This window comes from Sphingomonas oligophenolica, assembly GCF_039522915.1.
Classification (GTDB): domain Bacteria; phylum Pseudomonadota; class Alphaproteobacteria; order Sphingomonadales; family Sphingomonadaceae; genus Sphingomonas; species Sphingomonas oligophenolica.
This window is the reverse complement of the sequence record NZ_BAAAEH010000002.1, coordinates 212,226-223,449: the sequence shown is the minus strand read 5'-3', so window position 1 is coordinate 223,449 and position 11,224 is coordinate 212,226. Positions and strand designations below refer to the sequence as shown.

Annotated in this window: 14 protein-coding genes; 6 read left to right on the top strand and 8 right to left on the bottom strand. The window is 65.7% G+C overall.

The annotated features are described in order from the left end of the window. Positions 1–21: 21 nt before the first annotated feature. The gene (locus ABD050_RS01420; protein WP_343887329.1) at positions 22–645 is read right to left on the bottom strand and encodes a YbhB/YbcL family Raf kinase inhibitor-like protein; all 624 of its coding nucleotides are present in this window, start codon (positions 643–645) and stop codon (positions 22–24) included. 489 nt (positions 646–1,134) lie between these two features. Here ABD050_RS01420 and ABD050_RS01415 point away from each other — a divergent pair, with 489 nt between their 5' ends. The 3 genes from ABD050_RS01415 to xth all read left to right on the top strand — a co-directional run bounded on the left by ABD050_RS01415 (position 1,135) and on the right by xth (position 3,489). Beyond that, complete coding sequence (locus ABD050_RS01415; RefSeq protein WP_343887328.1) at positions 1,135–1,944, top strand: hypothetical protein; 810 nt, start codon at positions 1,135–1,137, stop codon at positions 1,942–1,944. After that, a complete protein-coding gene (locus ABD050_RS01410) occupies positions 1,892–2,242 on the top strand; it encodes a hypothetical protein (protein WP_343887327.1) in 351 nt (116 codons plus the stop codon). Before ABD050_RS01415 ends, ABD050_RS01410 begins: the two co-directional genes overlap by 53 nt. A gap of 467 nt (positions 2,243–2,709) precedes the next feature. After that, positions 2,710–3,489 (top strand): exodeoxyribonuclease III, encoded by a 780-nt coding sequence (xth, locus tag ABD050_RS01405; RefSeq protein ID WP_343887428.1) that lies wholly within the window; start codon positions 2,710–2,712, stop codon positions 3,487–3,489. A 9-nt stretch (positions 3,490–3,498) separates the two neighbouring features. On the opposite strand, the gene ABD050_RS01400 is transcribed toward xth, so the two are convergent. The 3 genes from ABD050_RS01400 to ABD050_RS01390 form a co-directional block, all read right to left on the bottom strand. Next, positions 3,499–4,530 (bottom strand): ATP-dependent DNA ligase, encoded by a 1,032-nt coding sequence (locus ABD050_RS01400; RefSeq protein WP_343887326.1) that lies wholly within the window; start codon positions 4,528–4,530, stop codon positions 3,499–3,501. A 201-nt stretch (positions 4,531–4,731) separates the two neighbouring features. Then, positions 4,732–5,709 carry a hypothetical protein gene (locus ABD050_RS01395; RefSeq protein WP_343887325.1) on the bottom strand — a complete coding sequence of 326 codons (978 nt, stop codon included), beginning with the start codon at positions 5,707–5,709 and terminating at the stop codon, positions 4,732–4,734. Positions 5,710–5,853: 144 nt separating this feature from the next. Continuing rightward, positions 5,854–6,363, bottom strand: coding sequence for a hemerythrin domain-containing protein (locus ABD050_RS01390; RefSeq protein ID WP_343887324.1), 510 nt, complete (start codon positions 6,361–6,363; stop codon positions 5,854–5,856). Between the two features lie 166 nt (positions 6,364–6,529). On the opposite strand from ABD050_RS01390, the gene ABD050_RS01385 reads away from it, so the two are divergent. Together ABD050_RS01385 and ABD050_RS01380 are read left to right on the top strand one after the other, a co-directional pair. Then, complete coding sequence (locus ABD050_RS01385; RefSeq protein ID WP_343887323.1) at positions 6,530–6,886, top strand: VanZ family protein; 357 nt, start codon at positions 6,530–6,532, stop codon at positions 6,884–6,886. A gap of 92 nt (positions 6,887–6,978) precedes the next feature. Continuing rightward, positions 6,979–7,128, top strand: a complete 150-nt coding sequence (locus ABD050_RS01380) for a lmo0937 family membrane protein (protein ID WP_343887322.1) — start codon at positions 6,979–6,981, stop codon at positions 7,126–7,128. Between the two features lie 83 nt (positions 7,129–7,211). Here ABD050_RS01380 and ABD050_RS01375 read toward each other — a convergent pair whose 3' ends face one another. Both ABD050_RS01375 and tcuC read right to left on the bottom strand, forming a co-directional pair. After that, the gene (locus tag ABD050_RS01375) at positions 7,212–7,859 is read right to left on the bottom strand and encodes a DsbA family oxidoreductase (protein ID WP_343887321.1); all 648 of its coding nucleotides are present in this window, start codon (positions 7,857–7,859) and stop codon (positions 7,212–7,214) included. A 44-nt stretch (positions 7,860–7,903) separates the two neighbouring features. Then, positions 7,904–9,187, bottom strand: coding sequence for a tricarballylate/proton symporter TcuC (tcuC, locus tag ABD050_RS01370; RefSeq protein WP_343887320.1), 1,284 nt, complete (start codon positions 9,185–9,187; stop codon positions 7,904–7,906). 163 nt (positions 9,188–9,350) lie between these two features. Between tcuC and ABD050_RS01365 the strand changes: the two genes are divergently transcribed. Beyond that, a complete protein-coding gene (locus ABD050_RS01365; RefSeq protein ID WP_343887319.1) occupies positions 9,351–10,064 on the top strand; it encodes a hypothetical protein in 714 nt (237 codons plus the stop codon). A gap of 15 nt (positions 10,065–10,079) precedes the next feature. On the opposite strand, the gene ABD050_RS01360 is transcribed toward ABD050_RS01365, so the two are convergent. Further along, the gene (locus tag ABD050_RS01360) at positions 10,080–10,676 is read right to left on the bottom strand and encodes a hypothetical protein (protein WP_343887318.1); all 597 of its coding nucleotides are present in this window, start codon (positions 10,674–10,676) and stop codon (positions 10,080–10,082) included. Between the two features lie 342 nt (positions 10,677–11,018). Beyond that, positions 11,019–11,213, bottom strand: a complete 195-nt coding sequence (locus ABD050_RS01355) for a hypothetical protein (RefSeq protein WP_343887317.1) — start codon at positions 11,211–11,213, stop codon at positions 11,019–11,021. Between the last annotated feature and the right edge of the window lie 11 nt (positions 11,214–11,224).

Below are 11,224 nucleotides of genomic sequence, written 5' to 3'. Positions count from 1 at the left end.
TCCGCCGAATCACGATCGCCCTCAGGCAGGCGCCGCGCCGGCGAAACCTCCCGACCCCACCGGCACCGGATGGCCGCGCGAATAGGTGCCGACCAGCAGGCCGGTCGCGAGCACCCTGCCCTCGATCGCGCCGACGATCGACGACCGGCCCGGATTCGCCTCAAGCCGCGGCGTCTCGGAAAGCGCGAAGAGCTGGAAGACATAGTCGTGCTCGCCATGCCCGGTCGGTGGATCGGGCGGCAGCCAGCCCTCGCTGAAATAGCTGTTGCGCCCGACATCGCGGCCATCGGCGCCGCCCTCGCCGTCCCGCGTGATCGCACCCTCGGCGAGGCGGCGCTCGCCGGCGGGCAGGCCCCAGACGATCGCATGGACCAGCGGGTTGAGCGCCGGCGCGTCGGGATCCTCGACAATCAGCGCGAGGCTCCGCGTGCCCTCGGGCACATCGCCCCAGACGAGCGGCGGCGACACCCCCGCCCCGTCGGCGGTGAAGCGCTCCGGCAGCCGCGCCCCCGGCGCAAAGGCCGGGCTGGACAGCTCGATCATCGGGAGACCGTCAGGCGCGACCTCGACCGCGACGAGCTTCGAATGCCCCGCCCGGACGTTCTTCAGCATCTCGCCGAGCCACTCCGGAACATGTTCGAGCATCGCCTGTCTCCTTGATGTGTGAAGCGACAACCCGCGAGCCACGCGACGTATCCGCGCAGCGCCGACGATCATCACTGCACGTGACGCGCGCCTCAACGACTCGGCCAATGCGCGCCTGGATCAGCCGCGATTCAGCCTTGCCACGCCGGGACCTATAGCGACCGGAAAGTGGAGATGCACATGGCAACCAAGGCGCCGTCCATTCAACCCCAAACCGCCGGTACGACGAGTGGACCCGACCCGGATGCAGCGAATGTCGCCGATATCGCTGCATTACCGGCACCTGCGCCGCGGGATGAGGCTGATGCCGATCCGCTATCGGCAGAGCCGACTCTCTCTGCCGACGCTGCAAGCCCGGCGCCTGCCGATAGCGCGGGGCATCCACCCCAGCCTGAGCCGCGGGCGGACGGACTGCCCCCGGCGCCGTCGGTCGATCCACCCCGTGCAACTCCCCGAGGCGGAAATCTCGGGATGCGTGTCCTTTCCCGCATGCAGCTCGACCTCGAAATTCTCACTGGTGGCACGCGCCCGGCGACCTATGATGAGGTCGACGAGGCTTTCCTCCATGCAATAAGGGCCATTGCGCCTGAAAGGCTCCACGAATTCACGGCGGTCACCGAACCGGCACACCGACCTCTCCAGCGGGTCGATACCGTCCCGCCTGCAGCCTCAGCCGATGAGGACGCCCTTTCCAATCGGGACAGGACGCCCCAGGGCGGCGGTCCGGCCAGCGCGGCGAGCGACCCGGCTCGACAGCCATTTACGCGCGTTGACTTCGGTAGTCCGCAAGCGGCCCCGCAGTTCCAGCCGGCCGTGTTCAACAAAGGTGGGCAAGGTGACGACCCAGGATCTCATGGCGCCGGAGGCCCGGGCCGTGGGGGACCATATTCGTCACTGATATCGCAGCAGGAGGGCGGGCTTTCCACCCCCTTCACGGGCATGGGAGACGCCTTTGTCCGTGCGCTTGTCGAGCGGCGCGAAAGGCTTGCGCAGGAACTCCGCGACATGCCTTCCGACGGCCTCAACGCGACCGCGAACCTGATGCGGGGGTCGCGGGCAAGGGATCTCACGCCAAATGAATATAAGATGATCTCAGACGCCTTTCCCGGCATGATCGATTTGAGCGATGTTAAAATCGTCAAAGGACCGGGCCTTAATCCGACAGCTTACGCAGCGTTCAAATTCGGCGGCAATCCCGCCTATACGGAGGGCAATACTGTATACATAAATCCGAATGCGACATCCAATGGCGTTCCCTATTACGCACCCGACCTTTCCAGAACCCCCCCTCGGTATTGATACGCTGATCCATGAATTCAACCACGTTCTTCAATATCAAAAACTTGGATTCGCGAATTTCTTTCTCAGGTACGCAAATGAGCACAAAAATTACGGACTGTCCAAATCCGGATTCGACAGGAATATCGTATATGAATATGGTCCGCGCAACTCTGTGTATGCGACCGAAACGTTGGAGGGTCAGTCCCAGATGGCAGGCGATTACGCCAAACTCCTGGCGCTGAACGCGGCCTCCAGCCTTCCGCAGCGGCAAAAGCTGGAACGGCGGTTGCATGGGTCAGGTATCTATGGGCTGTAAGTGCAATCGTCTTCTTCCGGCCCTGTTTATGGGTGGATTCCTCCTGTCTTCGTGCAAACTCTCAGTGCCACTCGAGATTCAACAATCGCCGGACGGAAAGGTATCGATAGAAGGCATAGAGCACTTCGGTAAACCGTGTATTGAATCACTCCAAATTGCAGACAGCTACGCGCTCGATGCTTCAGTCTACTGGAGCGTTATCATAAAACCCATTGATGGTCCGGCACGCCCGTGCTTCTCGAAGCTGACCTATCCCGATACGCCTGTGGATTTCGATCTCTCATCCCCCGCCAGAGAATTGGTTACCGGCCGAACATATTATGTGTCGGCAAGCGGTCCGGGCTTCGATTCCTCAGTCGAATTTGTCAGGCGCAAGGTGAAGTAGCGCACGCTGTCTCCCTGAGTCCTTCTCGACCCGCCGCGCGTTTGTCGCACAGGCAATGAAAGTGTGGGCAGCAGGTGGGACGATGAAGATCGCGACCTATAATGTGAACGGCATCAACGGCCGCCTCCCGGTGCTGCTCCGCTGGCTCGCCGAATCCGCGCCCGATATCGCCTGCCTCCAGGAGCTCAAGGCGCCGCAGGAGAAATTCCCGATCGCGGCGATCGAAGCCGCCGGTTACGAGGCGATCTGGCACGGCCAGAAAAGCTGGAACGGCGTCGCGATCCTCAGCCGGGTCGGCACGCCGGTCGAGACCCGGCGCGGGCTGCCCGGCGATCCGGACGACCTCCACAGCCGCTATATCGAGGCGGCGGTGAACGGCGTGCTGGTCGCGGGGCTGTATTTGCCCAACGGCAATCCGCGGCCGGGGCCGAAATTCGACTATAAGCTCGCCTGGTTCGATCGGCTGATCGCGCACGGCGCCGAACTGATGGCGAGCGGCATGCCGGTCGTCATCGCCGGCGACTTCAACGTGATGCCGACCGAGCGCGACGTCTACAAGCCCGAGCGCTGGCTCGACGACGCGCTTTTCGCGCCCGAGGTCCGCGCCGCCTTTTTCCGGCTGCTCGGCCAGGGCTGGACCGACGCGCTGCGCACCCGCCACCCGGACGAGACGATCTACACTTTCTGGGATTATTTCCGGAACGCCTATCCGCGCAATGCCGGGCTCAGGATCGACCATCTGCTGCTCAGCCCGGCACTGACGGCGCGGCTGGTGGATGCGCAGGTCGACAAGGACGTGCGCGGCTGGGAGAAGAGCAGCGACCATGCGCCGGTATGGGCCGAACTGGCGGACAAGGCCTGACCGGAGCAGCTACCGCGCGCCCATCAGCGTGATGAGCTCTGCCGGGCTGATCTCGCGGACGAGCTGATCGGTCGTGCACTGGTCGGGCCTCTTGTCGGGCCGCCAGCGCAGCAGCTTCGTGCCGTGGCGGAAGCGGCCGTCAGTGACCTGGTCATAGCCGACTTCGACCACGCACTCGGCGCGCAGCGGGCTCCATTCGGATTCCTTGCCGTCATTCCACCGGCTCGGCCCGCCCGGCGCCTTGCCGGTGAAGCCCGGGGCTTCGACCAGCGGCGCGAGTATGCCGAGCAGACGCTTGCGCTCGGCTGCGGCCAGGCCCGACGTGAAGCCGACATGGTCGAGCCGCCCCTCGTCATTATAGAGGCCGAGCAGCAGCGACGCGACACCGCTGCCGTCAGGCGTTCGGCGAAAGCCGCCGACCACGCAATCGGCGCTGCGCCGCTGCTTCACCTTGGCCATCGCCCGCTCGCCACCGAGGTAAGGCTGGTCGAGCCGCTTCGCGACCACGCCGTCGAGCGCGCCGCCGGCCTCGGCGAGCCAGGCGCGGGCGTCGGCCAGATCATGGCTGCACGGCGAGAGCAGAAGCGCCGCACTGCCCTCGGCGGCATGAAACGCCTCGAGCGCGGGCCGGCGCTCGGCCAGCGGACGCGACGTCACGTCCTCGTCGCCCAGGCGAAGCAGGTCGAACAGCATGAATTGCGCCGGGGTCTCGCGCGAGAGCCTCGCGATCCGGCTCGGCGCGGGGTGCAGCCGCGCCTGCAGGGCGCCGAACGACAGGGCATTGCCGCGTGGCACGACGATCTCGCCATCGACGATGAACCGCGTGCTCGCGGCCCCAAGCAGCAGCGCGACGAGCTCGGGGAAATAGCGATCGAGCGGGCGGCCCGATTTGGACCAGATCGCCACCCGCTCCCCATCGCGCACCGCGATCGCGCGGAAGCCGTCCCATTTGGGCTCGAACTGCCAGCCCGGTTCCTCGGGCAAGGCCGAGACCAGCCGCGCTTCCATGGGCGCGATCGGCTTGACGAGCGCGTCGATCATCCCGGCTTCACCGCTCGACCAGCTCGCTCACGATGGTGAAGAAGTCCGGCGCAATGGCATGAAAACTCCGTTCAATCGGGCGATGGCAAGGGACTAACGCAGGGATCGGAAAAAGGTCCCGGCAGTCGGCACTGTCCAGTCGGTGACGTCAGCTGTTATCCGCGGGCGCGCCGGTCGCAAGCCTGCCCGGCCGCGCTTTGATCAAGCCGGCGCCACCCCGGCGGCGTCGATCCCGCCCGGCTGAACGCGGTGAATCGTACCGGCGACCATATCCTTCACCAGCAGCGCGGTGCCTGCCAGGATATGCGTGCAGATCGTCAGGGCGGCAATCATCGTCATCAGCACGGCAAGCTCGGCATGGGGCCCGAGCAGCAGCACTGAAAGCCCGGCCAGCACCAGATCCCGGTTCGAGATGAAGGCCAGGCGCGACACCAGCAGCTTGAGCGCCGCGAATATCAGCCACCAGACCGGCGCGACGTCCGGCAATGCGAGGTGCCACAAAAGGGCGATCAGCACCATTGTCAGCGTCGCGCGGCCAACCTGCACGGCAAGGGTCAGCGCAAGGTCGCGGCGCGGCAGGAGGAAGAGCCTGTCGCGCAGCATGAGCGCCGCCATCGGCACCGCGAGCATCGCGACCACGAGTCCGGCGACCGCCCAGGGCGGAAAATCGAGGCCGATCATGCCGAAAAAGGGCATGGCGATGGCGGCGACGATCAACGTCGTCGCATTGCTTGCGACTGCCGAGAGGATCGCGACATCACTGACGGCGCGGAACGCAGCGGCTTCGGCCACTCCCCTGCGGCGCGCCCAGGCATAGAGATAGGCATCGCCGGCATAGCTGAGGACGAGTTCGTTCCCGACCAGCTTGCGGGTCAGCGGTGCAAGGCCAGTGAGGGGCAGCCTCCAGATACGCCGATAGAGGAGCCAGTCGGCCAGGATCGGCGTTGCATAGGCAAGCAGGAAGACCAGCCAGAACAGCGGCGTGCGGGGCACCATCGCGAGCACGGCATGCATGTCGATCGCCCGGATTTCGATCGCCGCGCCCGCCAGTACCAGCAACGAGACCGCCGGCGCGCCGAAACCGAGGAGAACCGCGCCGATGCGGGCGAGGAAGAGCGAGGTCCCCGGCCTGGCGATGCCGCCGGGAAACGAGCCACGCGGCTGCGTGGCACAATCCACCCTGGAATTCACATGCGCCCCCACATCCTCTCCCCATGGATAGACGTTGCCGGGGGTCGAAATCCGCAGCGTCGATGTGGTTAGAGGTGGCGAAATAGCGTGAAGGATAGCCAGGTCGATCCGCAGCGCCAGCCACTAGTGGCGTCAATGCGAGGCCACCCATTGCTTCGGGTCCTTGTCGACCGGCTCGACCCCGTCGACATGCGCCGTTTCATAGGTGGCGAACTTCACCGCCAGGTCGTGGCGCAGGTCGAGCGAGGCATGGCGGCGGAAATCGGTCAGTCCCTCGCGCTCTTCCTCGGCCATATGATCGCCATTGGCCTTGTTGGCGGCGGCGACCGCCTCGAGCCATCCCTTGCTGCCGACCTCTTCCCTGCCGACCGCCGCAACCGCATCGCGTATCTCGTTATGGTCCTTGATCGCATCGAACGTCTCCTCCTCCACGCTCTCCCGGTCGCCGTCGCGTCGGCCGACGCGGAGCAGCGCCGGGTAGAAGATCTTTTCCTCGGTCTCGGCATGGACCTCGAGGAAAGTCGCCAGCCGCTTCCAGACTGAAGCGAGGCTGGTCGCGTCGCCCGGATCGATCTGCTCGATGATCGCGAAAAGCCGCCGTTGCTCGTGGTGATCATCGAGGATCAACTGGGTGATATCCATGCCCGGATTCCTTCACATGCCGGGGCCTGATCGCCCGCACGCCAGCCCAACGCGGCAGAAGCGGTGAATATCCTGTCATGAAATGGTGCAGTGCGAGATTTACCGGCCGCACCCGTTGCTGGCGGCGCGCACTATCCCTATCGCCACGCCAATCGGAGGATTCGGCGTGCAGCGATCGGATATGTTCAAGGCCCTGTTCTGGTGCGCGCTCACCGGCGCGCTGGTGATGGCGCTGCTGCCCCATCCGCCGCATTTGCCGATCGACCGCTTCGGCGACAAGTTCGAGCATTCGCTCGCCTTTTCAGTCATGACCCTGCTCGGCGTGCTCGCTTATCCGGCGATGCCCCTGTTCAGGCTCGGCGAGCGACTGTCCTTCCTCGGTGCGATAATCGAGGTAATGCAATCGATCCCCAGCCTGCACCGTGACTGCGACATAAGGGACTGGTTCGCCGACACGATCGCTGTCGTCGTCATGCTCGGCATCGTTGGGCTGGTGCGGCAGCGGCGGGCCGTGCCGTCCTGATTCCTGGAAACGGAACCGGATCGAATCGGGCACGTTCTCATTCCCTGACGCAGTCGCGCACCCGCGGCCCGCCAAAAACAAGGGAAAAACCAATGCTTGGAATGATCGCCGTTGTACTCATCGTGCTATGGGCACTTGGCTTTTTCGCTTTTCATGTCGGCGCGAGCCTTATTCACATCCTGCTGATCGTCGCGCTCATCATGGTTGTGCTTCACTTCGTGACGGGGCGCCGCACGGTTTAGGCGCCTGTCCACCGTTCGCCTTTCACCCCCCGCCCTTCGCCCCACGCCCTTCTCAATGTCGGGCGGAGGGTAGAGGGGATGGCTCAGACCTCGGCAGCGATGCTGCGCAGTGCCTTTTCGAACGCTTCGGGCGGCTGCCCGCCCGAGATGAGGTAGCGATCGTTGATCACCACCGCCGGCACCGCGCTGATCCCACGCGACTGCCATAGCCGCTCCGCTTCGCGCACCTCGGCGGCATAGGCTCCCGAAGCGAGGATTTCCCGCGCCGTCGCGGCGTCGAGCCCCGCCTGTTCGGCAGCCGCGACAAGCACGTCGTGATCGGACGGGCTAAGCTGACTGGTGAAATAGGCCTCGAACAGCGCGTGCTTCAGCGCTGTCTGCTTGTCCTCGATGTCGGCCCAGTGCAGCAGCCGATGGGCATCGAACGTGTTGTAGATCCGGCTCTGGTCAGTGCCGTTCATGGTGAAGCCGAGCTCGGCGGCGCGCGCACGGATCGCCGCGCGACTGGCGGCTGATTGCTCGGGCGTGGATCCGTATTTCTCCATGACATGCTCGAGGATATTCTGGCCCTCAGGCGGCATCGCCGGATTCAGCTCGAAGGGGTGGAAGACGATGTCGGCCGAGATCAGGTCACCCGTGTTCGCCAGCGCCTTTTCGAGCCCGTACAGGCCGATGACGCACCAGGGGCAGGAGACGTCCGACACGAAATCGATCTTGAGCTGCTTGGTCATGCCGGATCTCCTGTCGGTCCGATATAGGCACCGATGGCCCGATGTCAGCCCGGGTCGGGAGATCGTTCGACGAGCAGCGTCGCGGCGAGGCTGATCGCGGCCGCGCCGCTCAGCCACAGGCCCGGCACTGCGTGGTTGCCCGTCCTGCCGATCAGCCAGGTCACCGCGAAGGGCGTGAACCCGCCGATCGCCGTCGCGAGGCTATAGGCAAGGCTGAAGCCGGTGGCGCGGACATGGCGCGGCACGATCTCGGTCAGATAGACGACCATCGCTGAATTATAGCTCGCATAGAGCGCTGACAGCCACAGCTCGACCGTGATCAGCTTGCCGATGGTCGGCTGCGCGGCGAGCCACAGCATCGCGGGATAGGCAGTGAGAATGGCAAGCATGGTGCAGGCGATCAGGATCGGCTTGCGCCCGATCCGGTCGGACAGCGCCCCCATCACCGGCAGCCAGGCCAGGTTCGACGCGCCGACCGCAGCCGTCACCCAAAGGACATCGCGATCGGGCAGGTCGAGGAGCTTGCCGAAGGTCGGGGTATTGGCGGTGATCAGGTAGAAGCTGACCGTCGTCATCAGCACCAGCGCCATGCCGGCGAGCACCTTGGCGCGAGCCCGCCACAGGCCGCGCATGATCGCGCCGGGATCGAGCTTCTCGCCGCGCCGTTCGAACTCGTCGCTCTCGCGCAGATGGCGGCGAAGCAGGAAGACGAAGGGCACCACCGCGCAGCCGAGCAGCAGCGGCACGCGCCAGCCCCAGGCGGCAAGCTGCGCCGGGCCGAGCAGCGACGAGAGCAGAACGCCGACCAGCGCCGCGGCGACCACCGCGACCTGTTGCGAGGCTGATTGCCACGAGACGTAGAAACCCTTGCGCCCCGGCGTCGCGATCTCGGCCAGATAGACCGAGACATTGCCGAGTTCGGCGCCCGCCGAGAAGCCCTGGAGCAGCCGGCCGAACAGGACGAGGATCGGCGCCAGCGCGCCGATCGTCGCGTAGGAGGGCGTCACCGCGAGGGTGACGATGCCGAGGCTCATCAGCGCGAGGGTCAGCAGCAACCCGGCACGGCGGCCGTGACGATCAGTGAAGGCGCCCAGCACGACCGCGCCCAGCGGCCGCATCAGAAAGCCGGCGCCGAAGGTGGCGAGTGACTTGAGCAGGGTGCCGAACGCGTCGCCCGGCGGGAAATAGGCATTGCCGATGGCCGCGGCGAAATAGCCGAACACCATGAAATCATACATTTCGAGGAAATTGCCGCTGGCGACGCGGAGCACGTCGCCCAGTTTGCTGCGGCTGGGTTTGCCTGATCGCCCGATCGTTGCGTCGCTCATCCCGCTCCCCGGCATGGTCATCGACAGGGCGGTATCAGATCGCCGCGGAACCCGCAGAAATATTCCGCCGCGCCGCTGACCGGGAGGACCGCAGTCTCTTGCCTTTGCCCGGCGCGCGGGCGAATAAATCGCCCCGATCGAACGACATCAAAGGCCGGCGCCCATGACCGATCCCCTGCCGATCCCCTCTCAGGCCGAAGCGATGATGCGCCGTGTTTCGCCCGAAGGCCGCGCCCGGGCGATGAAGGAGCAGCAGCGGCGGCAAAAGGCGCGCAACAGGCTGGTCCTGCGCTGCGTGCTCGCCGGCATCGCGATCGCGCTTGCCCTGTGGGCCGTCAACGCACTGGTGACGCCGGTCGGCTCAGCGGGGCTGATCGCGGCGATTATAGCCTTTGTCGCTGCCTGTGTCGCGATCGGCATGACGGCGCGCGAACGCCCGGCGACCATCGCAACGCTCGGCGCCGCGGCGCTCCATCAATTGCCCGAGCGGACCGGCGCCTGGCTCGAGAGCCAGCGCCCCGCCCTGCCCGCGCCCGCCGCTCGCCTGGTCGACGGGATCGGCGTCAGGCTCGAGGCGATGACGCCGCAGCTCGCCCGGCTCGAGCCGAACGGCCCCGCCGCCGACGCAGTCCGCAAACTTCTCTCGACTGAACTGCCGGCCCTGCTTGCCGGCTATCGGGAGATCCCGCCAACGCTGCGCGATCAGCCGCGCGGCGACGGCCAGAGCCCGACCGCGCACCTGCTCCACGGCCTCGGCGTGATCGACGGCGAGGTCGGCCGGATGACCGAGCAGCTCGCGCGCGGCGCCTTCGACGAGCTGGCGACGCAGAACCGCTATCTCGAGCTGAAATATGATGGCGGCGCGCTGGAGGGGTGATGCGGCACCGCCCTTTCATCGCGGCTGGATCGACTCCACCCGAAAGCCGAGGACAATGACGGGAGGATTGTCTTCCCAACGATCGCCCGGCGTCGGGTGATTGACGTTCCAGTTTGCCGCAAAGGCGCGCCTCGCGGTCAAATGCCTCCCGGGAATGGGTCTTGGCCATCGCCACAGCAAGCCGCCAAGGATCGGGAGAGCCCCTTCGGCGCGGATATCGGGGCGGGTGATCTGCTGAAGGCGTTCGGCGCGAGTCCATTCAACGACGAGCGTCATGCGCGACGCCCAGCGCGGCATATGGGTGGCGGCTATCCACTCATAATCGTCGTCACCCGGACGTCGGCCGGGCTGGCCGCTGCCGTCGCGGTAGCGTCGCCAGCCATCGGCAAAGATGGCGAATTCGGCCTTGCCCAACATGGTGGCATAGTCCTGCCCGGCCTCGCGCCGGCCGGCGATGCAGGATTCGCGCACCCACAAGCGATCGCCCGGCAGCGAGCGCGACAGGACGCTCCGCACGCCGACGCGTACCTGCGTCTTTCGTCCGGAAAGGAGCGCTGATGCGGTGCCAGGATCGACGATGATGGAAGGGTCGATCGAACGGATGCTCGTCACTTCAGCTCCTGCCTCAACACATCCAGCGCCGTGTCGATCGCCGGAAGATCGACCGCGCCATAACCGAAGACGAGCCGCGCGCGATCAGGAATGCCGCTACGTTCCTCATCACATCCCCGGCCTTCGCCGGGGAAGTGAAAAAGGGAGTGTCGGCGGACCCGTTCAGCGGATCAGGCTTACTGCACGCCGGACAACATCATCACCGCCGTCGCGTCGCATGCGCGCCGATCTCGAAGGGACAGGGTTCGGAAAAGCAATCGGGCCAGAGCCGGCAGCAGCCGCGGCGGCGACTCCGGCGCTTCCTGAAACCGCGTCCATTGCTCCGCATCAAGGCCGAGCGCCTCAGGCGACCCGCACATCCTCACCGTTCAGGATGTCGTCGGGCGTGCTTGCGACCACGACGACGCAATCCTGCTCTCCGGCATAGGTGATCTCGGTCCCGGCGCTTGTCGCGGCGATGGCAATGGCCTGGTCGAGATTGACATATACCACCGCGGCGGCATCCGTCGCGGACTTGCACTTGACCCAGTCGCCCATAACACCTCCTT